The organism is Fibrobacter sp. UBA4297 (assembly GCF_002394865.1).
In the GTDB taxonomy this organism is placed as follows: domain Bacteria; phylum Fibrobacterota; class Fibrobacteria; order Fibrobacterales; family Fibrobacteraceae; genus Fibrobacter.
In genome coordinates, this window is record NZ_DGUZ01000014.1 from 43,005 (window position 1) to 66,924 (window position 23,920).

Consider the following 23,920-nt stretch of genomic DNA (forward strand, 5'->3'; position numbering starts at 1 on the left):
TTTCCTCCCTACACTTTTTCCGTCAGCGGGAAAAGCTGTAAATTTAAACGATAAACTTGGTTGATCTTCTTGGATTCGCTAGCGATAGCAATAACTTGTTTGCGAAAACGGTCCACTTCTTCAGAGATGCGTATTACCGTAGCTTCGTCAACGCCAATCGTCACGCCCGAGATGTTGCGTTCACCCGGAGCAATTTTTTCGATGGCTTCGCGAGCAAGGTCAATCATCTGACCATTCATGGAGCGGAGCGCAAGCTTAAGCGCATCGCCCGAACCAGTAATGACTTTGTCTGTCTGTTCGTAGACGTTCTCGCCAATCGCCTTGAGAATGTTGAGCTTTACCAAGAGTTTTAACGAATCGCGGACTTGTTGCGCCGTAAACGTATGCTTAATCTTCTTGGCAAGTTCACCCGGGAGCGCCCCCGGCATCAGCGGAGCGAGTTCACGAACAACGGAATTCACCGCCGATTCGTAATAGTCAAACGCATCAGCATCCAACACTCTAGCGCGCTGTTCGTTTGCAAGCCCCTTCATTTTGAGAAACGCCTCTTTTTTCTTGTCATCGTCCTTGGCATTCGTGAATTCGACCATGAGCCTGAAATACTCCTGTTCAAATTCATTCAGGCCCATCGCGGCAGCCACAAGCGGGACGCCCACACGGCTCAGCGAGCTCTTGCCATCACATACAAGTTTTAAGTATGATGGCGACGAGAATCCGGCGATCTTGGAAAATTCGCGCCATGAGAACGCAGAACTTCTTTTTCGCCAGTCAAAATAATCAAGCATGTACTTTCGGTAATCTTGATATTCTGTTATCGGTTTCATGTTTTAACCTCCTTACAAACTCAAATATACGTCATTTATCAGTACCACGCAATAGGTAAAATGATACAAAAATTTCGATTTTTCACAGAAATATGCAAATTTTGCAAATTTCAAAAATTTTTAAAATTTAATGAATCACTTATAATTACAGATGAATCACTGGCGGATGGCCATAGTTTCTGGTTAGTGGCTATCAGTCAACTGTTTTTTGATAAAATCCTGATGTAATATGAGAAGGAGATTCCCCGTCAAGCGGGGAATGACAGTGTATAACGAGAAGGAGGTGCCCGCTCAGTGGCGGGCATGACAGTGTATAACGAAAAGGAGGTGCCCGCTTACTTCGACTGCGCTCACTTCGATTAAACTCAGTGCAGGCAGCACAGGCTCTGGCGGGAATGACAATGCTTTTTCTAAATTTGAGGGTATGAAACCGTGGAAACTGCTGGATTCGGAATTTTTAGTAAATGCGCCGTGGCTGAAGGTCGCTAAAGAAACGTGCGAACTGCCGAACGGCAAGGTCATCGAAGACTTTTATACGTTGTGGCAACCCGACTGGGTTTTGATTCTTGCTCGCACAAAGGAAGGCAAGTGGGTCATGACAGAGCAGTACCGCCACGGAACGGGTAGAATTGCGCTAGAGTTTCCGGCGGGGATTATAGACAAAGGCGAAACGCCGGAAGAAGCTGCAGTCAGGGAACTGCAAGAGGAATGCGGGTATGTTTTAGACGAGAGACGAGAGAACGCCGCAATGCGGCTACAGACGAGAGACGAGAGTGTCACCCTGAGCGAAGCACCGAAGATGCGGAGTCGAACGAGTCTAGATTCTTCGACTCCACTACGTTCCGCTCAGAATGACACAGCAAATTCTGTAACTTATATCGGTTCGTTTCCTGTGAATCCGGATAGGCATCGCGGGAAGTTTCATGTGGTGTTTATCGATGGCGTGGAACGCTTGGGCAAAACGAGCTTTGACGATACGGAAGACATCGAGACGTTCCTGTACACGGACGAAGAATTTCAGGCAAAAGTCGCCGACGGCACGTTCAATCACCCGCTTCAAATTGCAGGCTACTTCAAGTGGAAATTATCGCAATCCGCCTCCCGATTTTAATCCTCGGGCTAAACGGCGTTCCCGGCTTTGCGCTTTTTAGGCACTTCAACAAACTGTACGGCAGCGTGACCGTTCGCGAGAATGTGCCGGGCGTTATCGGCGTTCGCCCTATCAAGCATCCCTGCGTTTTTGGCGAAAACGTCTTTGGCGTAGATGCCGAAGAAACAGAACGATTGGGCGAACTTTTTGAACGGTTCCACTTCGGCACAGTCATTGACGCGAGTGGCAACTGCGCCCTGAAGGCCTGCGAATGCGACCCCGCCCGCAGCCGCCTTTTGAACTACAGCCAAGGCGTCGATGCAGCCACGTTCGCTGCCCGCTACAACGCGACCCTCATCCGCATTTCTGCCGACATGGTCTTTAGCGGCGACGAAAAGACGAAACCGAGCCGCCCTTACGTCGAGACCGACCCGAAAGACCCCATCCACAATTACGGCAAGCACCAGGCCGAAGCCGAAGATGCAATTACCGCCATCAAGCCAGACGCGGTGATTCTCCGCGTGCCGCTCCCGATGGATTACGCTCCCGGCGGATGCGCCGGCGCCATCGACTGGATTACGTACCGATTCCGCCCCGGCCGCCCGGCGACCTTGTTCACCGACGAATACCGCAACCCGCTTTCGGGTCCGGACCTTTGTCGCACCGTACAATACATTCTGGAGCACAAATTCCCCGCAGGCATTTACAACTGCGGCGGTCCGCGTCGCGTTTCGCTTTACAATGTCGGGCAAATCGTGAACGCCGTCGGAGGCTACCCAGCCGAACTCCTCCACGGAGTGCCGCGCATCGAAGGAGGCCCGATGCCTCCGCGCGTCGGCGACATCAGCATTGATTCGAGCAAGCTTTACAAGCTCCTCCCGCCAGGGTTCATCAAGCCTTGGCCCGCTTTCGACAGGCTCGTCCCCGACAGTTTCGACTGGCACAAGACTTTTGGTCGCAATATCACAGACAAAAGCAAGATGGGGAGCGACGAGGCTATTACGAACCTGCTTGTGAACGGCGTAGATACAGGGTTTATCCACGAGTTAAGCGGAACAAAAGCGTAACCGCCTTGCGGCCGCCGCCATCGCTACCATAGTAGTCGTCTTCAAATCCGACAACATTCGTAAATGAGAGCGCAACGCCAATCGACCACGTTTCGCTCACCCACCAATCCTTCCCGACTTCATAGCGTAAGAAATAACTTTCCGTCGCCACGTCATCATAATTGTCTTCTACACGAACACCTAAAGCATCAAGACCACCGGAGAATCCAAAATAAAGTCCTCTCAACGGCGAAGATGGATCGCGGAACGGATAAACGGAGAAACCGACACCAAACCAGCCATAAGCGGCTATCGCATCAAATTCACGCCTGTAATAAGATTTGCTATTCTCCGACTGAAAAATCAAATTGCCATTTGCATCGGGGAGATAATATTGTTCAATATTATTTTCTTCACGTACCGCTGTACCCCTATAAAGACCACCCATAAAAGTAAAATACAAGGCGACGACATTTCCAATTGTTCCGCCAAACCTTAAATCTAGCGAAGGAGCTTCAGCGCCGCTAAATTCCCAATGTCTTTTAGGTCCCCAATATTTAACACTTTTTACAACATATCTATGCGAAGGATTATCCCAATCTCCATCTTCACTACGATGCGAAACATATTCATCTTTGGACAAACTCATATAAGATAAGCCAAGGCCAACGCTGAAAAAGCTACCGCGATGTTCGCAAGGAACCGCGGGCTTATTTACTTCAGACATTTGAGCCCAAGCCACCGACGCGGCAATTAATGCAACGATTAATACTTTAAACATTTTCATCGTCAATTATCCACGCGTCATACGGAAAGAAAGCGACAGTACATTATCGGACTTATGGGATTTGACGGTTTCCCAAACCAAGCTACTATGGGCAAAGCCAACTCCAAAGCCAATCGCATAATGGTCATTGATCCACCATTCCTTGCCCGCTTCCAATTCAAAGCCAAAGCCGCCATTACCGGTAGCACTATCATTGCCACCATTGATCACAGCCACAAATAAAGTATACCCCAACGAGGCGCCGACAAAGAATCCGTTCATCGGAGAATTCTTGTCACGGAACGGATAGAAGGTCGCACCAAAGCCAAAATACGTTCTAAAGTTGTATGCATCGTTAGAAGTCGGATCATCTATACCATCTATTTGAGCCATATTGACGCACCCGGCTTCAGTGCAGTATTCTTGATACCTTTCATTGCTGTAATCCACAGTTCCCATAAAGAGCCCAACATTAAAAACGGTATGGAAAGCAACCAAATCAGCAATGGCGACACCGAACTTGAATTCACCGAGCGCAAAAGAATATCCATTGTACTCATAGATTTCAACATCATGACGCTGACGATTTTGGTATTTATCTGTATCGTCAAGGCTATTGTCAAACCAGTTATAGGCAATGCCAAAAGACGTGCTATTGTAGAACCCACGGTGTTCACGCGGGGCGGATTTGCCGATTGTAGGGACAGACTGAGCGTTTGCAATTACAGCAACGCACAAAATAAAGAGTGCAATAAGTTTATTCTTCATATTTCTTATAAAAAACGTTTAGTTTGAGCTAAATATAACAAATTCAATAAGACGGAAATTCCTCCCGGAACGGAGTCCGGAATGACAAGGGGGCGGGAATGACATCACGATTAAAATTTCGCAATAAAGTCTCGGTGAAGTTGTTTGTCACCGTACTTATCTTCAGCACCGGGAGCTAAATCAGCTTCGGAATAACCGCTTGAAACACGCAAAAGCAAAACCTTGCGTGCCGTTTCATCATAGCTAAAGTGAATGCGGAACGTGCGGTAGGCAAGCACACCCGTTTTAGAATTTTCATCAACAGCCAAGCGACGGCGGGAGCTGTCAAAGACATCTTTGGAGAAATTTCCGCGAGATAACTGCACCTGAGCAAAGCTTTCCAAATCAAATGCACTATGCTCTGCAATCCAACGATTTTGTTCAGCAAACTCAGCTGACATTTCAACCGTCCACAACTCCCCCACTTGTTCTTCAACCCACCCCGCCTTTGCCTTCGGGAACGCATCGGCCATCGGGATGTACGGCTTGATATCGAGCACGGGCGTTCCATTCAAAAGGTCGGCTTCATCTACAAACAACGTAAGTCCATCAATTTTGAGGAGTCTCACACAGCTCAGTCCAATCGGATTCGGGCGGTAAGGGCTGCGGCTTGCAAAAGTGCCTACGCGGTCTTTGCCCTTGGGCGGTACAGGCGGGCGTGTTGTTGGACGCCAGCCCTCATTTTCGTGGAACAAGAAAATCACCCAGATGCGTTCAAAGCCTTCCAAGTCGCGGAGCGCCATCTCAAAATTTCGCCCCGAAGAAAGTTCAATACGGCCCGGATGCCCAGCAAAAAGACGCCCCTGGCGAGGAGCATCATACTTGTAAACGGCATCGCCGTAAAACGTACCGATAGGAGTCATTGCAATTACTTGCCTTCAGCTATCCTTCCATACCGGATGTAGTCTATTTTTCCGGTAAAGAATCGGTCGGCATGCAAGTCCTGATACATGGAATCATAGCCAATACCAAGGCCATATCCAATATCCATCTTGCTCTTGATTTCTGTTGCAATACGAGTTTTGCCATCAAGAGCGACATTCAACGAGTAAACCGTCTTTTTCGTTACAGCCGACATTGTCGGGAAAAACCGAACGCGAACAACATGCCATTCATCCATGGAAACGGCGCCAACCTTCATCTCTTCCCAAGTATCACGAATTTCGACATCGCGAATATGGAAATAAATATCAGAACCATCCAAACGCAACTGCCAGCCGTCCTTTTCTCTTCCCGGTGGTTCAGCAACAAAGATATTCGCCATGTTTCCGGCTTTAGTCGGCATAAAACGCACTTCGACAACAAAGCTGCTACTTTCAAAAGTTTCACTTAAAGGGATATGCAAACCATTGGACCCATCGAAAACAATGCTTCCACATTCTGCCGATATCGCCGACACCTTATCGTCCTGGTATGCGTTGTTGTCGCCAAGATAATCACGTCCCAAGTCATAGGGCGAATTAAATTCGTACGCAACGTCAAAGCCTTTCAAATCTTCAATTTTCGTTTTGTCATCACATTCCAATTCATCGGCATTGGAAGCAACCACATTCACTCTTTTATACGAAGCTCCGCCATACAAGCTGTAGGATTTGTCATCAACACTAGAACTCGATGAACTTGCAGCACGGCTCGATGAAGAACTAGAGGCATTACGAGAAGAAGAACTTACAACGTTATTTTGCGATGTACGCGAAGACGAGCTCTCAATTTTATCTTGCGACATGCGAGAAGAGGAACTAGAGGTGGTTACAGCTTCTACTTCCAACAATTCTTTAGAATCTGAAGATTGCGAATCCACGGAATCTGGCGATTCCTCTTTTGAAGATGACAGATGATTTTCCGCTTGCTCGCTATAGTTATCCTTAGATTGAGTAGGCGAATCCTCGGAGCACCCCAAGACTGACATGCTCAAAAATGCGGCAAATCCGGCAAAAACACCAAACTTAAACATTTACAATCCTCTCTTGCAGCCCAAAAGCGCCATACCCGATAACACGTTAATATAAAAAAGCTGGATTGAAAAATCAACAAAACAAGAGCAAATTCTTCCATTTGCGTTCTCCATAGAGCAAGGGAACTTCACCTGCAATATCGGCTCTTGAAGCCTTGCAAACAGTATGATTATCTTGAAATTTTCTAAATTTGCGCACGATGAAAGATAAAGCTAAAAAACTCATTGAAAAGTACGAAGAACTGGAATCGGAACTCGGCAACCCGGATGTTCTCGGCGACCAGGCTCGTTACAACAAGATTCACAAGCAGTACAAGGGTATCGAAAAGGCTGTTTTAAAAGCCAAGGAATACCTGCAAATGATGGACGACCTTGACGAATACAAGGCCGCTCTCGGCGATTCCGACCCGGAAATGGTCGCGATGGCCAAGGCCGAAATTTCGGAAATCGAAAAGAAGCTCCCCGAAGTGACGGACGAACTCCAGATTTTGATGGTGCCGAAGGATCCGTGGGACTACCGCAATGCGACTCTCGAAATTCGCGGCGGCACGGGTGGCGACGAATCAGCACTTTTCGCAGGCGACTTGTTCCGCATGTATCGCGGCTACTGCGACAAGATGGGCTGGAAGATGACTATCCAAGACTTGAGCGAAGGCACGGTGGGTGGCTACAAGGAAATCCGCGTGTTCATCGAAGGCGACAGCGTCTATGGAACGCTCAAGTTCGAAAGTGGCGTTCACCGAGTGCAGCGCGTGCCGGAAACGGAAACGCAGGGCCGCGTGCATACGTCTGCAGCAACGGTGGCTATTCTCCCGGAAGCTGAAGAAGTCGACGTGGAAATTCGCGAAGCAGACATCCACATGGACACCTACCGTTCTTCGGGCGCTGGCGGTCAGTACATCAACAAGACGGACTCCGCCGTGCGTTTGACGCATATCCCGACGGGTGTGGTGGTGAGCTGCCAGACCGAACGTAGCCAGTTGCAGAACAGACTCCACGCTATGGAAATGTTGCGTTCCAAGATTCTTGACGCCGTCATCGCGAAGAAGGAAAAGGAAGAAGCGGCAAACCGCAAGGCCCTCGTGGGTACTGGTGACCGTTCTGCCAAGATCCGCACTTACAACTATCCGCAGAACCGCGTGACAGACCACCGCATTGGCCTCACCGTTTACAACTTGGACAAGGTTGTCACAGGCGATCTTGATGAAATCATCAACGGTCTCCAGATGGCAAACGCCCAGGAAAAGCTCGGAAAGTTCAACGCGTAAGGGGTCAGGTAAGTCCAATGCCACAACCGCAGATGACCGTTCTTGAAATTTTGAACCGTACCAAGGTCTTCTTTGAAAAGAAGGGCATTCCCGACGCACGTCTCGATGCCGAGTACATCATCAGCTACGGTCTCAAGATGAAGAACCGCATGGACTTGTACCTGAACTTCGAGAAGCCGCTCACGCCAGCGGAGCTGGACGTGCTTCGCACGATGGTTGCACGCCGTGCAACGCGTGAGCCGCTGCAGCACATCATCGGCGATACAAGCTTCCGAGGATTCATCATCAAGTGCGACCGCCGTGCACTTATCCCGCGCCCGGAAACAGAATCGCTCGTGGACATGGCGGCAGACTGCCTCAAGGGCATCGACAACCCCTTCATCGTCGAAATCGGCACTGGCACAGGCGCCATCTCGATTGCTTGCGCTAAGGAAATCAAGGGAGCACGCGTTCTCGCCACTGATATTTCCGAAGACGCACTTGCACTAGCACGTACAAACGCAGAAGCGAACAACCTCGCAGGGAATTCTGGAGAACAAAGCGCAGCTACCTCGACAGCCTCTACCGCTTCGGCCCCTTCGACAAGCTCACAAACCGAATCGGGCGCTTCGACAGGCGCTACAAGCAACTCCAGCACATTGACATTCGCACAGGGCGACTTGCTGAACGCAGTCACCGCAGATGTTATTGCAAATGTCGTCGGCGCTTCGGCATCCTCATCAAGCGAGGACAGGAACTCAGCGACCTTAGCCAATCCGCAAATTGACTGCCTTATTGCAAACCTCCCCTACATTCCGGATAGCGAAAAGGACAAGCTCCAGCCTGAAGTCGCAAAATACGACCCCGCACTCGCACTGTTCGGCGGTGCCGATGGACTTGACCTTGTACGCAAACTTTTGCAACAGACAGAAGGCAAGCTCAAGCCGGGCGCATCTATCTTGCTCGAAATCGGGTCGGAACAGGGTGCAATGCTCAAAGCCGAAGCCGAAAAGTATCCGTGGCTCGAATTCACGGGAATCCACAAGGACTTCTGCAACAACGTCCGTTTTGTAAGCTACAAAGCAAAGTAGCGACAACATTGGAGATTCCCCATCAAGTGGGGAATGACAGCAACGGAGATTCCCGCAGCTCTAGCCGTGTTTTAGCACACAGCGCAGCCGAGGGCAGAGAGCACGAACGTTTCGCTTTCACCCATGCGGTAATACGGAATCAAGTCATCGTCATCGATGGCACTATCGTTGTTACCGCTTAATTGCATCAGTTCCCCAATGCGACGCTTAAAAATGGAAAAGCCGGAATCCCACGGAGACGGATCCCACTGGGACTGTTCCGGAATTTCGACTACATGCTTATTCACCTTTACTTTGCGATTCATTTTTTACCTTTGGGACTTAGTGTTCTTACGAGCACTAATATAGAATCGTCAAATGTCAGAAGATGACATTTTAAGAAATGTCGTAAAAAAAAGGTGATGCCTGCTCAGAGGCAGGCATGACAAGTCGCGGCATTTACGCTCGCAACAACTATTCTACAACAGTCGCCTTGACTTCGGCATGCCCCGCCTTATCAAGCCCGAGTTTTTTGCCAGCCGCTTCGCTCAAGTCTAGTACGCGCCTTTTCGCATAAGGGCCGCGGTCATTTACACGTACAATGACAGAGGCGCCCGTCTTTATGCGAGTCACCTTGAGCTTTGTCCCAAACGGAAGCGACCGATGCGCACATGTAAAAGCATCGCGGTCAAAGATTTCTCCGCTGGCAGTTTTCTTGCCGTCAAACCCCTTACCGTAATAACTTGCGTCTCCCGTAAACGTGTAGCCAATTTCCGCTTTCTTTTGCACGCGCGTTGCCTTCGTCACGCGGACATAGCCCTTGCGGTGCGTAGCCCCAGAACATCCGGAACAAGCCAGCAGGATTCCCAAAAACGCAACAGCCCAAAAACGAGATTTCATACGCTTATTCAAAGTCGTACATACTGTTGTACGTATTTTCGAGAACTTCGTCTTCTTTACTGATGATTTCAGCCTTCTTTTCTTCGGGCTTCGCGCGTAATTCTTCGTAATACCTTGCAGAATTTTTTTCCAAGTTTTCGATGGTCTTTGCCGTACGAGTGCGCAACCTGGCCAAATCATCTTCGGTCATCGTAAGTCGTGTATTGAGCACATAGGCGGCGCGCTTACCCCACGCCGTTTGTCCATGCCGGTCACGAAGTGTTCGGTAAATTGCAATAGCGCTGTCCTGACGTTCCGGCGACATCTGGAAATAAATCGCTTTCATATAAAGTGCCTGCACCCCCGACTGCGTCTGTGGATAATCCTTATAGACGCTGTCAAATGCGACAAAGGCATTCGCGTATGCGGAATCCACCTGATCCATCTTGCTCACCGGCATTTCAGAAGCAATTGTCCACAAACTTTCTGCGGCCATATAACGTTCGCGCGCCTCGTCTTCACGAGTCTTCATCGTCACACGCATGCCGATATTCGCCTGGGCCTGCTTGGCGTAATCGGTATTCGGATATTTTTCGATAACTTCCTTATAAAGTTCCTCTGCAGTATCCGGGTCGTGCAAAAACTCGTCATAAATAAAAGCCCTTGCATAAGAGGCTCGCATGACGCTAGCCGTATCATCGGATTTTTCAATCACGTTCGTAAGCCTAGCAATAGCGCTGTCCGCTTCGGAGAGTCTAAGCAGGAACAACTCGGCAATCATGAATTCATTCTTGAAAAACGCCTTCATGTTGGGGACGGAATCCTTGCTTGCGAGAATTTCTTCGCTGCGGTCGCGCATCGAGACCAGGCGCCTCAATGCCGTGCGGCGGTCACGAGCCTTCTGGCCATACTCGCTGATAGACCTTGCGATGTAGCTGCTATCGTAATACGACATGGCAAGCTCGTAATTCATGGTCTTGGTCTGTTCGTAGTCGCCCATGTCGAAGTAGCTACGCGAGGACTGTTCGGTCTTCGGATACTCCGTGTTCACCTTGTTGAAAATCACGTAAGCATCGGCATTGCGGCCCGCCAAAAGAGTCGTTTCGCCAATGCGGACCAGATACTTGGAGCGGTCCTTTTCGTAAGCCTCGACCTTGTAGAGAGCCTTGAATTCGTCTGCGGCCTTGAGGTATTCCTTCTTGTTCACAAGGCATTCCGCCGACTGCTCGCCCGCCGTCTGGCGTTCGCGTTCGTTCAGGTTTTCAATTTCCTTGGCATTGTAATGTTCGTGCGCCTTGTCCCAATTTTCAATCTTGTAATAGAGACCTGCAAGGCGGAAGTGAGCCTTGCCCTTCAGGTAGGGGGTTCCACTCGTATCGGCAAGCACGGCTTCAAGGGCGGCAATAGCCTGTTCCGGAGCCTCGGACTTTTCGTCCAAAAGTGAGAGAAGATTGAGTCCCTGGAAATAGTAAGGGTGATTTTTATCAGCAATTACCGGTTCCAACGCAAAGCGGCTGATGTTGAATTCCTGGTTGCGATAGAGGCAATAGGCACGCTGGTATTCCACGGCGCGCATGGAATCGTTATCGGCAAAGTAACGTTCGTATTCGTCGTACTTGGTAATGGCTTTTGGCCAGTCCGCTTTGTGCCTGTAAGATTCCGCAATGAGGAAAACGGCTTCGGCAGTGCGCTTCTTGTTTTTCGGGAAGCGTTCCAGCACGCGGGAGCCCTTTTCGATGATTTTTTCGTATTTCTGCGCTTCTTCACCGCTGGCATAAGACTGCATTTCATCCGGGACACTGTCCAGGCGTGCGGTACGCAGTTCAGTCGCTTCGTCATAGAGGCGTTCTGCATTGAACATGTGATTCAGGTAGGCGCAGCAAGTGCAGCCTTCCAACAATGCAGCCAACAGAACTAAAGCTAAAAAACGAGCACGGAACATATAGCTATAAAATAGATATTTACGAGCTAAAATTCCATAAGAAGAGGCAGATAATCGCAAAGTTTGAGGCCCGAAGGCGGCAAAGTCTTGCGATCGAGGCGAACCATGCGCACTTCGGCAGGCTTTCCGACGATGCGGGCGAGAATTTCAAAGTTGTCGCGAGTTTCCCAGACGGCAGCATCCATGATAACGCCATCGCCACAATCCGTCTCGCCCGTGTTATTGCTAATGCCAGAAATTCTGGAATTTTGCTTCAAGAGTCGCGTAAAGATTTCAGGGGCAACGCCGAGATGGTTCGAATTCGAAGCGGAATCAAAAACGACCACATGGACTTCCTTAAATCGGTTCAGCGAATCAAAGACGACCGTGTAAGTGTGATGGTAAGGATTTTCATAGAATGATTCCTGCCAGACAAATCGTTTCACTTGTTTAAAATTAGCCATGGAATACTTTCTAAAGAATTCCTGCGAAGAGGCGCCATAGCGAACAAGATAATGACCTAATTTAGTCGAAAAGTCGTGTTTCTTTTCGGGCATCATCGTGCCGCGGAGGCTATCAACGGCGCGGTTCAGGTTCGCAGTCAAGCCGTTGTTGTATTCCTCAATGGCAGCCTTGCGCACTTGTTCGAGCTCGTTCAGTCGGGACTTGATGTCCGGATATTCCGGGTCGTTCTTGAGGATGTAGTTGAACTCGCGGCGGGCCATGTCAAACATGTGGGCCTTGATATAGGCGGTGCCCAAAGCTTCGCGGAGCGGCAAGTTTTCAGGATAACGTTCCACCAGCGGCGCGAGAATATCGCAAGCGACCTGGGCGCGGTCACGAGAAGATCCCGCATAATGGCCGTTCTTGCCAGGGGCGGTCTTTTCGCCAATCGTCGCCATCGCACGGCGCGCCTTTTCGTAATCCGGACGGAAAGCGAGTATGCGCTGGTACGTCTTTTCGGCAACGTCAAACTTGCCATTGTATTCGGCCAGGTAACCGCGCAAAAGCATCAGCTCCGAAGAGAGCGGAAACTGCGTCAAAGCGTAATCAATCACGAGCGCGGCACTATCCAACACACCTTCGTCATGGTAAACCTTCGCCAAAAGCTCAAACGCACGTTGCGAATCGCCCGAAGAAAGGCTGATAGCGGCACGGCATTCGTTTGCAGCATCCTTCATGTTCGAATTCTTGAGCAGGAGCTCCGCATACCAAAGTCTGATTTCATAAATGGATGGAGCACGCGAGCTTGCCATCTTTGCAAGTTCAACGGCTACAGTCAAGTTCCCTGCAAGGAGCGACTTACGGCTGTCCAAGTAAAAGCTGATGCCCGTATTCGGGTAACGCGCCATGAGGCGCCCGATCAAGAGTTCAGCGCGGTCACGCATCACTTCCGTTACGGAATCCATGTGGAATAAAGTATTGACTTCGCCCCAGACTGCGGCATCCACATTCGGGTACAAAAGCACAAGCGCATCGTAAATCTCATAAGCGGCCTTAATCGCCCCGCTACGCGAGAGTTCGCCTGCACGGCGGAATTCGGCCTGAGCCTGCACCGGCAGCCTTTCGACATCGGCCTTGAAATTCGGTGCATCGCCATTCGGCACAGAGGTCCCCGCATCAAGCCCGAACGGGATTTCCCCTACGACCGTCTTGGACGGTCCATATTTTTTATAAAGCTTGAATCCGCCATACGCAAGCAGCGCCCCAAAGAAAAAAATCAAAAAGAGGTACGCGGCAGTACGAGGCGCAGATGAAGGATTCGACATTAGAGTTCCAATTAAATTTCCAGGAAGTCGGCCAGTTTTTCCTTGTGTTCCTTGCTCTTCTGCAAGCGACGGAGCGTCTTGTTCTTGATCTGGCGGACGCGTTCACGGCTGAGCTTCAAGTCTTCGCCAATATCCTTGAGCGTCGTGTCTTCGACCGTATCGAGGCCGTAGAACATGCGGAGGATTTCTTCTTCACGCTGCGGGAGTGAAGAAAGCGTTTCCTGGATGAGCTTCTTGCGCTCTTCGCGTTCCATGTCCTCGTCCTGGTTGCCGTCGCTGCCGAGCACATCCATAAGCGTACTCACAGAATCGGCACTGGAGACTCCGGCATCGTCGCCAATCGGAGCATCAAGGGAAATATCGACAATCTTTTCCATAACTTCGACGATGTCGCGTTCGTAAGGAGCAAATTCTTCCATCGAGATGGTCTTGTCGTAGTCACCGCCATTCTGCATCAAGGCGCGCTTGAAGCGGTTCACCAAGGCAAGCTTGTTAGGCGGAATGCGGACTGCGCCCACCTGTTCGAACAAAGCCTTCTGGATGGACTGACGGATCCACCACACGGCGTAGCTGATGAACTTCACGTCCTTGTCCATGTCAAAGCGCTTAGCCGCCTTGAATAGCCCGAGGTTACCCTCGTTGATGAGGTCCAAAAGCGAGAGGCCGCGCCCCTGGTACTTGCGGGCGACACTCACCACAAATCGCAAGTTGCCACGGATAAGGCGCTGCAAGGCAGACTTTCGAATTTCTTCGGTTTCACCGTTCTTGATAATTTTCAACAGCGCCGATTCCTCCTGCGGAGTCAGCGTAGGATACCTATTCAAGTCACGAAAATAAAGAGCTTCGTTAAAATCACTCATAAAGCAACACCTTCTTATCTCGGACAAACCGTCTTCGACTTTTTCAAATATGGTTTTTTATGCGGATTTCGTCAATTCCTTAAGTTTATCATACGGGTAAATACCCGAACGATGACCATCGCTAAAAGAAAGACCGACAGCATAACGGCCTATCGACTGGACATGTTCAAGCTTTACATCCAAGGGAACAGTCGAATCGTCGAGGAGTTTTTCGCCTGTATGTTCGTCCACACAAAGTGCGCACGGACAAGCTAAGCGGAGCGTACGGGCATCGCAAGCGCCTCGGCTGCCGTCATTCCATTCAAAACCGAGCTTGCCCTCTTTTGTCCTGAATACTTTCTTTGGCTGGATCATACTTCCTCCACCGGCAGTTGTTCAAAATCGTAATTGAAGTTTTTAAGGACTCCATCGCCTTCGGATTCAAACACAGAAAGCGTGCGAACCATTTTTTCGGCAGCGTCCATAAAGACCTTCGCCGATTCGGAGTTCGGGTAGCGGAGCACGGCCGGAGTACCACTGTCACCGCAGTCAGCAACAGCCGGTTCCATCGGGACTTTACCGATAAGCGGTACGCCCCACTTTTCGGCAATTTTCTGACCGCCACCGGCAGGGAAAATGTTGTGGTGCTTGCCGCACTCATCACAAATGAAGTAGCTCATGTTCTCGACAACGCCAATCACCGGGACGCCCACGTTATCAAACATGGCAATTCCCTTCTGGCAGTCAGCGAGAGCCACCTGCTGCGGAGTCGTCACGACGACCGCACCAGCCATCGGGCAGTTCTGCGTAAGCGTGAGCTGGATGTCGCCCGTTCCAGGAGGAAAATCCACGAGGAGGTAGTCGAGCTTGCCCCAGCGCACATGGTGGATGAAGTGCTGGATCATCTGCGAAACCATCGGTCCGCGCCAGATGGTCGCCTTGTCGGAGTCTGCGAACATGCACATGGAGACGATGCTGATGCCGCCCTTTGCCTCAACGGGTGCAATCGTATTGTCTTCAAAAACTTCAGGAGCCTTGTCAATACCGAACATGAGACCCATAGAGGGGCCATAAATGTCAGCATCGAGAATACCCACGCGAGCACCAGAAAGGCTGAGCGCCATGGCGAGGTTCGCCGTCACGGTCGATTTACCCACACCGCCCTTGCCACTAGCCACAGCAATCACATGCGCTACTTCACCAATGTGCGAATTCTGCGGAGCCTTAGCCGCGGAATTGTCATCGCCCACGCGACCCTGCGAAGAAGTGAGCGTCACTTCGACTTCGGTGGCGCCAAGGCTTTTCACGATGGAGATGCACTGGTCCTTGAAGCGGTCGCGAATCGGGCATGCCGGAGTCGTGAGGCGCAAATCAAAGGAGACCTTCGTGCCTTCAATTTTCAGGTTTTGAACAAAGTTTAGTTCTACAATATTTTTGTGCAAATCCGGATCTTGGACTGCACGCAAGGCGCTTAAAATATTTTGCTCATTCAATTGCATTTTTACAGCTCGGCTCTACGGGCTTTGGAGCTATGGAATCGCTCGCAAGCACGCATTGAGGTATGTGGTTATTTGTTTTTATTAATTTAATAAATCGCAGGCAGCCACGCCCATCATCGGTTGTAACCCATCAAGTAAATTCCACCGGCACAGGCGGCAACGCCGAATACAAAACTTGCAATCGCATAAGCCGCGAACATCCCGATTTTCCCAGATTGTAACAACGCCAAGTTTTCACTCGCAAAAGTGCTGAACGTGGTAAAGCCACCGCAAAAGCCAGTCACCAAGAACAGTTTGAGGTTTGGCGAAAGGGAGTCGCACTTGAGGAAGAGTCCCGAAAAAATCCCGATGCAAAGGCAGCCCAAGACGTTTGCGACAAAGGTCGGCCACGGGAACCCGGCCGCTTTCGGAATCACAAGCGAAAAGAAGTAGCGCAACACGCTACCGAGAGCACCGCCAAGAGCAACGAATAAGAAATTCATTTCGGGACCTTCTTGTGTACGTCTAATTCAAAGAGAATTTCGGCATTCTAAGGAGGTGCGTCATACAAGGTGGCCATTCTTCTTCGTAATGGCTGACCATAATGATTGTCGTTTCCGTCGAAAGCAGTTGCAACAGGTGGAACAGCTTTTCGCGATACTCGCCCTTGAGACCTTGAGTCGGTTCGTCGAGCAAAAGGACTTTCGGCGGGCGGATTGCAGCACGGGCCATCAGCACCAGGCGCTTGTCAATCGGTGAAATCTTGCGGATTGAAATCGACGTATCTTCAAAGCCCAAGTAGTTCAGCCATTCACGGGCTTTGGCTTTCTCTTCCCACGTGATGTTCTCGGCGCGGCAGAGGTTCGGCGTAAAGCCTGTGCAAAGTACATCCAAAAGGCTCAAGTCTTCACGGTACTGGAGCGCCAGTTCCGGCGAGAAGAATCCGAGTTTTGCCTTGTGGTCCCAGATGTTGAGGCCATGCCCCGGGCGTTCTCCAAGGAGCGTAATGTCGTTGTTGTAAATCTGCGGATGGTCTGCGGTAAGCATGCCGAGGAGCGTACTCTTGCCGGCACCGTTCTCGCCCATCACTGCCCAATGTTCACCCTTGCGAACCGTCCAATTGAGGTCCTTCAAAACGTCCGTATCGCCAAAGCGAACATTCACATGCTTGAGGTCGAAGAGGATTTCTGCATCCGTGTCATTCTGAGCGGAGCCGTTAGGCGAAGTCGAAGAATCCAAAGCTTTTTGAGATCCTTCGACGCACTTCGTTTGCTCAGGATGACAATGCGCGCCGCCTCTCAAATCGACAATCTCATAATCCTTAAGCTCGGCTTTCTTGAACTTCGGAGTTGCAGCAGCTTTCGGGAGTTCACTCGCATACTGCGTGAACGTCTTGTCTGCATAAACAAACGCTGGAATTTCCGGGAGCAGTTCATCTTCGCGAGCGAGGCGCACCACAACTTTCAAGCCTGGGCGTTTGGCAAGGTCAGCCACACAGCCTGCCAAGTGCGCACGGTACTCCGGATCAAGCCCACCAAACAAGTCATTGAAATAAACCCATTCCGGTTTTTCCATCCACATGCGGGCCAAGAGCACTCGGCGAAGTTCGCCGTTCGAAAGGCTCAACAACTTGCGGTCAAGAATCCCTTCGGCAAGGTCAGCGATGTTCAAAGCCTCGCCAAGCTTTTCCGGATCGGTCAGCGGCCACGCCATATCGTCAATGTAGCGGTCCGTCTGCAAAAAAAACTTCTTGTCCAAAAGCAGGTTACGCACCAGCGGAGCCTCTGCATCGTGCAAGCTGATAAAACGCTGCTGGAAGAACGGGGCCAAAGCCTGCTGGATTTTACGTTGCATCGCCTCCGACATCGTGGAGACATTTTCACGTTGATTCAAAAAATGAGTAATGACTCGGTCAAGATCTTCGCCCTCGGTGCTAAAAATCTGCACCTGCGGAAACATCTCGATCAGAGCTTCAAAGCGCTTGAATTCCATGCGCCCAAAGATAGAAAAAGCGAGGATAATTATTCTTGCTTCGGGGTGCGGCGTTTCGGTTTCAATCGCTTAAGGGGATCGTACGGTTCCTTGCATTCTTCGAAATTTTCCAGTTTCCCTTTCGAATAGACAATCTGCCGCATAGCAAACGGGAAGCTATATCTCAACGCCATATTTTCATCTTCGCTTTCATCCGTTATCGATTTTAAACGCCCAGCCTCATCGTAATCAAATTTAAGTTTCCCGACTTCTTTTCTCGACTCCTTCTTTACAGGAACAAAAATGAACGGAAACATTTTCACAAAAGACTCCTGAAATTGTTCATAAGTCTTGAGTTTTCCGTTTTCATCATATTCGTGTCTAACGATAAATGCATGAGGATCAAACCGCAATCCAGGCAAAAAAGAATCTTCATAAAAAGCTGAATCCAGCACCTCGTCGCCCGCTGGATTAAACAGCTTTATCCGAGAAACGACAGACTCATAAAAGTTGTTTTTTTCCGAAGTTTCCTTAATTAATTTTCCATCCTCGAAATAACGATTAATTTCCTCTTCATATCGGTCCGTTCCGTATTGAACCGTTTCGCGATTTTCCTTAAGCTTTCTCTTGTAAAAACCGACCTTGCGCCCCGACTTGTCAAGAATATTCACGCTGTAATTTGCAGTATCGTTCGAGGAATATTCATAATGAAAAACCTGATCACCATATTCATACTCAACGAGGCGCTGCAAGCTATCAAACAACATTTTATCCGCATAGAATTCATTGCCTACATACAAGGATCCTTCGACATAAGTTTCGCGTGTCTTGAATGCATAACCAAGCAATTTTCCAGAAACAGGATCCAGCTCCATTTTATTTTCGCTAATCACCTCGTCACAACGTCCGTCATGCCACTTGCAAGCAACACATTCCGTCACGATTCCATTCTTGCGCCTACCCACATACAAACTTGAGTCCCCAGAAAGGCTAGTTTTCAACGAAACAACAGAATCCGCAGTTTCCGCCTTAATCTCTTTTGAAAGTCGGAAACAACTGTCTTCTTTTACATATCGGGTAATTACAGTTCCCTCGCCCCACTTTGAACGGAGTTCCCCATCCAAGGAATCCTTTTCATATCGTTGCGACAACTCATATCCAGTACGCCTTCCAGATTCATCATGCGTTCTGAATAAGAAATCCGCCGCGGTTCCAATTTCCATAAATTCTTTCGGTTCCAAATATTCAGCCCTCAAATGACTTGGCAACGTCCCGCAAACAATCCCCTTCGGTAAATTCTGCGAAAAAAACAACATACTCAGCGCACTTTCCGAGCCACCAGATCCATCACCCGACAAGTAAAAGTCCGGATCCAAAGAAATCGCTCGGAACAAATGATAGCCGTAAAATGCTACGACAAGTAAAAACGAAGCAGCAACAATTAGCAGAATTTTCAGCGACTTTTTCATTTTTATCCAATTCAATTTTTAACAAAATACAAAAAAACTCCCGGCTGTTACACCGGGAGCTTAGTGAGGAGGAAAGAATTTTAAATATTAGAACTTGTTAAAGAAGTCCCAAGTGGTCTTCGGTACCCAAGATTCTCGTTGACCCGGATCCTTGTGGTCCCAAATGTGGCCGCCGTTCTGCGTGCACCAGCGAACCGGGAAGCGTTCTTCGACAGTTGTGTAGTCATAGCAAACGTGCGGACCGTTGCCACCATATTCCTGAGCACGCTCGTTCTTGGCCTTGCCACCTTCGGAGTTGAGTTCCAAGATGATATCGCGAGCTGCGCGACCCATGACCGGAGTGCAGAGGTTATCCTGCAAACCGAGCACGCCCATCCAGCCAATGCCCATCTTCTTGCGCTGCGGGAGCCAAATGTTGCGTTCAGCAGTTTCGTACACGGCAACAGCGCGGAGCACGTCCTGATGGTTCCAAGAAAGTCCGTTAGAGAACATGGAGCCATAGCTAAAGCCCGTCGAGAATACACGAGAAGAGTCAATGCAGAAGTTGCCTTCGAGGTATGCAAGAAGTTCATCAAAGAGCAAGTAGTCGTCTTGTGCCCACGGGGCCTGGTTACCATTGCCTTCCGGAGCAACGAAAATGACCGATTCATCCTTGTCAAACTGCTTCAAGCCATAGTAGCCTTCATCCTGAACACCACCGGCCCAGCCGCCCATGCACTGCATACCGAAAATGAGTTTGTACGGTTTGTTCTTGTCGTAGCTCTTCGGGATGTCAAGACGCACCGTGCGCGTACCCTTGCTCCACTTGAATTCGATATACGGCTTGTCGCCACGATACTTGTAATCAAGTCTTGTATCCTTGCCGCAACCACGAGTCGGTACAGGATCGTTCTTGAGGCCCCAACCGTAAGCGTATTCCGGCTGCTTGACCGTCTTTTTGAGCTTGAGCGTAACGTTTGTGTCTAAGTTGCTGAGAGCAACCGTAAGCGTATCATAATCCGTTGCAATCACGCGAAGTTCATCGCCCGCTTCTTCTTTCTTGAGACCGCGTGCCACAGCTTCGCCAAAAGATGCGCCGTAATTGCCATTAGAGGTAAAGCGGAAATTGCTCTTTGCGCTACCGACGCTCACGCGTGCAAAATAAGAGCCCTGAGCTTTCACTATAGACTGCATGTCAAGCGTACCCGAGCCGTAAACAGTCTCGTTCAAGACGCGGGAACCCACCGCATCAAAAACCTGGATGCGCACCGGTTCATTTGTGCTTTGAGAATAAGAAAGCACGCCATTCACAACGCTCACGTAGCCAAGCATCGGACGAGCGATAGAGTGAATAGCACTTGTAGAATCCTGTGGCTTCGGCTCTTCCTTGAAGAGCTTGAATTCGCCCTTGGAATCGGTCGTTGTCTTGAGCGCGTTCTTAACAAGTTCTACGGAAGCCTTTTCAATAGCCTTACCGCTTTCATCACTTACTTTACCTGTAACAGTAAAAGCTTGTGCAGAAGCCGCAAAAGCAAGCGCCATTGCAGCACATTTTAAACTGAGGTGGTTCATACCCGTTCTCCTTTTGAATCATTCCTAACTCTTTTCCCGATGGGAACAAGTCCTCCAAACTGATTTTTTGCATGCAAGGAGAAACACCACACAACAGCGTGGCACGTAAAACCAAGCATGAACACACCAGTGTTCTTCCTAACTGAACCCAACTATAATATATCCCCGAATGTGAACGTTATCACATAGCAAAGAAGTGGTTTCGTGGACAATTAGTCAATGGGGCATTAGGTTTTAGGGATTAGGAGTTAGATTATTATTAGTGACGAAACCGCCTTATACAGATGCACAAAGTGCATGTTTTTTTTCCTAATACCTGACACCTGTAACCTAAAACCTTTTCTATTATTTAATCAATGAATTCCTTGTTAAATAAAGCTATCGCTCAAGAGCGCCTCACGCCGGCAGAAGGGCTCGAAATCTTGAAAAATGCGCCGTGGACAGAAGTCGTCGAGGTCGCCGACACTGTACGCAAGGCCAAGCTCCCCGGGAACCGCGTGGGCTATACCGCGTTCCGCATCGTGAACTACACGAATGTGTGCGAAGTAACATGCAGTTTTTGCAGCTTTTGCCGCCCCGCAAAACACCCCGAAGCGTACGTCTTGAGTTTGGACGAAATCCGCCAAAAAACGCTTGAAGCAAAAGCCAAAGGCGCCGATCAGATTTTTCTGCAAGGTGGCGTCAACAAGGAAATTCCGCTCAGCTATTACACCGACATTCTGAAGATGCTCACGCAGGAATTGGGCGTCAAGGTGCGCGGCTTTTCGCCAGTTGAACTTGTCCGCATTGCGGAATTCAACAACATAACACTTGACGAGCTGCTTGACATTTTCAAGGATGCAGGCCTCAGTTCCGTTCCGGGTGCAGGCGCCGAGATTCTCTCCGACCGCATGCGTCAAATCCTGAGCCCGAAAAAGCTCCCCGCGCAAAAATGGTGCGATACACTTGCAGCCTGCCACAAGAAAGGCCTCCCCGGCAGCGCAAACATCGTCATCGGCAGTGCCGAAACCGCCGAAGAAGTCATCGAACATCTCGAATACGTGCGAAAAACGCAGGACATCGCCCACGGTTTCAAGAGTTTTGTCGTGTGGACATTCCAGCCACAGACAGACAAATTCCCCATCCGCCACGTTCGCGGCGACGAATACCTCAAGTTGCTTGCGCTCAGCCGCCTATACCTCGACAACGTCCCGCACATTGAAGTTTCGCTGCTTGGCATGGGACTTTCGCTCGGTGAACTCGGGCTGCACGCTGGCGCCGATGACATCAACAGCATCGTCATCGAAGAGAACGTGCTTAAGAACCACGGGCTCACGACCATCGAACAAGCCGAAAATTTCATCAAAAACGCCGGCTTCACCCCTTACCGCCGAAGCTTAAACTTTGACTAAGGCGAATTTTAATTAGACCATTCTCACTCAAAATTATAGGCTTATTTGCCCATTTTTTGTTTAAATTAAAGGAGATGCCCCATCAACGTGGGGCATGACAAACTCACTTAAAGAAGGAGATTCTTATGAGCTGGGAATGTAAATACCTCAACGAAACGTTCTGCGAAAAACGCAAACAGGAATGCGACCCTGGGGCAAAAGGTTGCGTCCTTCAAGGCAAATTCAGCTTTCCACTAAAGGAAAAATCAAAAGCCGAAAAGAAAAGCAAATAAGGGAGATGCCCGCTCGTCCCCGTCAAGCGAGGACAGGTAGGCGGGCATGACAATACAAAAAAAGACCCTCTTTCGAGAGTCTTTAAAAGCCGAGGTTTGCGCAATTTTCATTGCAAATTTTGCAGCCCGCCAAAGCCCTGCTTAGATGAGGCGCAGGATTTCCTGGGCGGTCTGTTCGGCAAAGGAGTTGTCCTGGACAAAGCGGCGAACTTCCGTCGGGTTGATGCGTGCGTATTCAGAAAGCGCACGACCAATGCCGTTGCGGATGTAATAATCGTCGTCCTTGGCGCAAGTGAGGCAGAACTGACGCAAGAGCGGCCAGTCCGTGCGGTCCTTGTACTGCACCTGGAAGATGATTGCACTGCGGCGGACCCAGATGTTCGGGTCGCGGATCCAAGAGGCAATTTTTGTACGCAAAGCAGGCAAGCGGAGCGCCAAATCTCCCAAGACGCAAGAAGCGAGGGTATCGACAGTGTCGCGCCAAGCCCTAGTCTTAATGAGCTTTTTCAGGAAATTTAGGTGCTGGCCACCGAGAAGCGCACGATGGCGGAACAGGTAGTCACAAGCCGCATACTGGAATTCCCTATACGGCTGAGCCCACATGTCCTCGACCCTCGACACGAGTTCATCCCCGTCCTTTGGCGGGTACTTGTCGAAGATTGGATACGTGACTTCACGACGGGGAACCAATCTGATTCCGAGGAATTCAAATTGCTCCCTAGCCTTCTTAGACATTTCATGCGCTTCTTCTTCATTAGCGATAGAGCGCAGAGCGAGAGATATTTCTTGTGTAAACCGAAGCATGTACACCAAAAATAGTCCATAAAGAATTTTTTTTCTAGACCTTGACAAACACTTTTTTCAAATTTTTTTAATTTTTTTATGAATTTTTTGCAAAAAAAGTGCAAAAAAAACCTTGACAAAGCTAAAAACCGCTTAAAGACTCAGAAATCATGACTGATTCCACAAAAAAAGAGGCTCTTCAAATCACTGAAGTCCCGCCTGAACTGCGTGGTCTTTCCGACGAAGAAATCATCCGTAACTCGGAAAGCAAAGAAAAAAAATTTATCGGTAAAAAGCATAATGGCGCAAAGCGCCCGTCCAAGCGCGAGCGTCAAAAGCTCAAAGAGCAGAGCGAAAACGCCAAGTTCAATTCGCTCGTGGCCAAGTACAACAAGCCCGAAAGTGCAAAACAGCGCGAAGCCGAAAACGATGCCGAAATCAAGAGCATCTTGAAGAAAATCGCCACAAACGCCGCACCTAAGGCCGAAGACTCTGAAGTCAAGAAAATCATTGAAAAAGCAGCCCCGGTTGAAGCTCCGAAGCGCGTGCTCACGAGTGTCATCTCGGAACCGCCCAAGCCACCTTCTGGCCGCGTCCTCAAGGGCTCGTTCGGCGCAAAACCGGGCGACAAGCCAAAGACCGTGATTGTATCGGCAGCCGAGCTCGCCCGCCAGCGCATCGAAGAACGCGCAAAGAAGATCCGCGAGGCGCTCATGGCAAAGAACAGAGCGCTCCATCCGGAAGCCGCAGCAGAAATGCCGGTCAAGCGCCCGCGTGGCCGCCCCCGCAAGAA

The 23,920-nt window shown here is 49.7% G+C and carries 23 protein-coding genes; 6 read left to right on the forward strand and 17 right to left on the reverse strand.

Annotation, left to right across the window (positions count from 1 at the left end; all coding sequences use genetic code 11):
- Positions 1 to 8: 8 nt before the first annotated feature.
- The gene (locus B3A20_RS07680; RefSeq protein WP_290763304.1) at positions 9 to 824 is read right to left on the reverse strand and encodes a TIGR02147 family protein; all 816 of its coding nucleotides are present in this window, start codon (positions 822 to 824) and stop codon (positions 9 to 11) included.
- 424 nt (positions 825 to 1,248) lie between these two features.
- On the opposite strand from B3A20_RS07680, the gene B3A20_RS07685 reads away from it, so the two are divergent.
- Both B3A20_RS07685 and B3A20_RS07690 read left to right on the forward strand, forming a co-directional pair.
- The gene (locus tag B3A20_RS07685; protein ID WP_290763305.1) at positions 1,249 to 1,935 is read left to right on the forward strand and encodes an NUDIX hydrolase; all 687 of its coding nucleotides are present in this window, start codon (positions 1,249 to 1,251) and stop codon (positions 1,933 to 1,935) included.
- Positions 1,902 to 2,981, forward strand: a complete 1,080-nt coding sequence (locus B3A20_RS07690) for an SDR family oxidoreductase (RefSeq protein WP_290763306.1) — start codon at positions 1,902 to 1,904, stop codon at positions 2,979 to 2,981. The genes B3A20_RS07685 and B3A20_RS07690 overlap by 34 nt, the downstream gene beginning before the upstream one ends.
- Here the strand turns inward: B3A20_RS07690 and B3A20_RS07695 are convergent.
- The 4 genes from B3A20_RS07695 to B3A20_RS07710 form a co-directional block, all read right to left on the reverse strand.
- Positions 2,950 to 3,747: a hypothetical protein gene (locus B3A20_RS07695; RefSeq protein ID WP_290763307.1), complete on the reverse strand. Its 798-nt coding sequence runs from the start codon at positions 3,745 to 3,747 to the stop codon at positions 2,950 to 2,952. The genes B3A20_RS07690 and B3A20_RS07695 overlap by 32 nt on opposite strands.
- 6 nt (positions 3,748 to 3,753) lie before the next feature.
- Positions 3,754 to 4,494: a hypothetical protein gene (locus B3A20_RS07700; RefSeq protein WP_290763308.1), complete on the reverse strand. Its 741-nt coding sequence runs from the start codon at positions 4,492 to 4,494 to the stop codon at positions 3,754 to 3,756.
- A gap of 110 nt (positions 4,495 to 4,604) precedes the next feature.
- Complete coding sequence (gene tsaA, locus B3A20_RS07705; protein ID WP_290763309.1) at positions 4,605 to 5,396, reverse strand: tRNA (N6-threonylcarbamoyladenosine(37)-N6)-methyltransferase TrmO; 792 nt, start codon at positions 5,394 to 5,396, stop codon at positions 4,605 to 4,607.
- 5 nt (positions 5,397 to 5,401) lie between these two features.
- Positions 5,402 to 6,487 carry a hypothetical protein gene (locus B3A20_RS07710; protein ID WP_290763310.1) on the reverse strand — a complete coding sequence of 362 codons (1,086 nt, stop codon included), beginning with the start codon at positions 6,485 to 6,487 and terminating at the stop codon, positions 5,402 to 5,404.
- Between the two features lie 200 nt (positions 6,488 to 6,687).
- Here B3A20_RS07710 and prfA point away from each other — a divergent pair, with 200 nt between their 5' ends.
- On the forward strand, positions 6,688 to 7,755 hold the full coding sequence (gene prfA / locus B3A20_RS07715) for a peptide chain release factor 1 (RefSeq protein ID WP_015732162.1): 1,068 nt from the start codon (positions 6,688 to 6,690) through the stop codon (positions 7,753 to 7,755).
- Positions 7,756 to 7,772: 17 nt separating this feature from the next.
- Positions 7,773 to 8,825 (forward strand): N5-glutamine methyltransferase family protein, encoded by a 1,053-nt coding sequence (locus tag B3A20_RS07720; protein ID WP_290763311.1) that lies wholly within the window; start codon positions 7,773 to 7,775, stop codon positions 8,823 to 8,825.
- Between the two features lie 71 nt (positions 8,826 to 8,896).
- Here the strand turns inward: B3A20_RS07720 and B3A20_RS07725 are convergent, their stop codons facing one another.
- The 11 genes from B3A20_RS07725 to B3A20_RS07775 form a co-directional block, all read right to left on the reverse strand.
- Positions 8,897 to 9,130, reverse strand: coding sequence for a hypothetical protein (locus B3A20_RS07725; protein WP_290763312.1), 234 nt, complete (start codon positions 9,128 to 9,130; stop codon positions 8,897 to 8,899).
- A 148-nt stretch (positions 9,131 to 9,278) separates the two neighbouring features.
- Positions 9,279 to 9,704, reverse strand: a complete 426-nt coding sequence (locus B3A20_RS07730) for a septal ring lytic transglycosylase RlpA family protein (protein ID WP_290763313.1) — start codon at positions 9,702 to 9,704, stop codon at positions 9,279 to 9,281.
- A gap of 4 nt (positions 9,705 to 9,708) precedes the next feature.
- The gene (locus tag B3A20_RS07735; RefSeq protein ID WP_290763314.1) at positions 9,709 to 11,592 is read right to left on the reverse strand and encodes a tetratricopeptide repeat protein; all 1,884 of its coding nucleotides are present in this window, start codon (positions 11,590 to 11,592) and stop codon (positions 9,709 to 9,711) included.
- A 59-nt stretch (positions 11,593 to 11,651) separates the two neighbouring features.
- Entirely contained in the window at positions 11,652 to 13,373 is a 1,722-nt protein-coding gene (locus B3A20_RS07740) for a tetratricopeptide repeat protein (protein ID WP_290763315.1), read from the reverse strand.
- A gap of 11 nt (positions 13,374 to 13,384) precedes the next feature.
- A complete protein-coding gene (locus B3A20_RS07745; protein WP_072830344.1) occupies positions 13,385 to 14,233 on the reverse strand; it encodes a sigma-70 family RNA polymerase sigma factor in 849 nt (282 codons plus the stop codon).
- 57 nt (positions 14,234 to 14,290) lie between these two features.
- Entirely contained in the window at positions 14,291 to 14,587 is a 297-nt protein-coding gene (locus tag B3A20_RS07750) for a DUF971 domain-containing protein (RefSeq protein WP_097021180.1), read from the reverse strand.
- Complete coding sequence (locus B3A20_RS07755) at positions 14,584 to 15,711, reverse strand: Mrp/NBP35 family ATP-binding protein (protein WP_290763317.1); 1,128 nt, start codon at positions 15,709 to 15,711, stop codon at positions 14,584 to 14,586. Before B3A20_RS07755 ends, B3A20_RS07750 begins: the two co-directional genes overlap by 4 nt.
- A 113-nt stretch (positions 15,712 to 15,824) precedes the next feature.
- Positions 15,825 to 16,193, reverse strand: a complete 369-nt coding sequence (crcB, locus tag B3A20_RS07760) for a fluoride efflux transporter CrcB (protein WP_290763319.1) — start codon at positions 16,191 to 16,193, stop codon at positions 15,825 to 15,827.
- A 22-nt stretch (positions 16,194 to 16,215) separates the two neighbouring features.
- Positions 16,216 to 17,682 carry an ATP-binding cassette domain-containing protein gene (locus tag B3A20_RS07765; RefSeq protein WP_290763320.1) on the reverse strand — a complete coding sequence of 489 codons (1,467 nt, stop codon included), beginning with the start codon at positions 17,680 to 17,682 and terminating at the stop codon, positions 16,216 to 16,218.
- Between the two features lie 29 nt (positions 17,683 to 17,711).
- Positions 17,712 to 19,130 (reverse strand): hypothetical protein, encoded by a 1,419-nt coding sequence (locus tag B3A20_RS07770; RefSeq protein ID WP_173562077.1) that lies wholly within the window; start codon positions 19,128 to 19,130, stop codon positions 17,712 to 17,714.
- 87 nt (positions 19,131 to 19,217) lie between these two features.
- Positions 19,218 to 20,681: an esterase gene (locus tag B3A20_RS07775; RefSeq protein WP_290763321.1), complete on the reverse strand. Its 1,464-nt coding sequence runs from the start codon at positions 20,679 to 20,681 to the stop codon at positions 19,218 to 19,220.
- A gap of 356 nt (positions 20,682 to 21,037) precedes the next feature.
- On the opposite strand from B3A20_RS07775, the gene B3A20_RS07780 reads away from it, so the two are divergent.
- On the forward strand, positions 21,038 to 22,072 hold the full coding sequence (locus tag B3A20_RS07780) for a radical SAM protein (protein ID WP_290763322.1): 1,035 nt from the start codon (positions 21,038 to 21,040) through the stop codon (positions 22,070 to 22,072).
- A gap of 413 nt (positions 22,073 to 22,485) precedes the next feature.
- On the opposite strand, the gene B3A20_RS07785 is transcribed toward B3A20_RS07780, so the two are convergent.
- On the reverse strand, positions 22,486 to 23,148 hold the full coding sequence (locus B3A20_RS07785; protein WP_173562071.1) for a DNA alkylation repair protein: 663 nt from the start codon (positions 23,146 to 23,148) through the stop codon (positions 22,486 to 22,488).
- 149 nt (positions 23,149 to 23,297) lie between these two features.
- Between B3A20_RS07785 and B3A20_RS07790 the strand changes: the two genes are divergently transcribed.
- The coding region (locus tag B3A20_RS07790; protein ID WP_290763323.1) for a hypothetical protein at positions 23,298 to 23,920 on the forward strand (623 nt) is incomplete at its 3' end.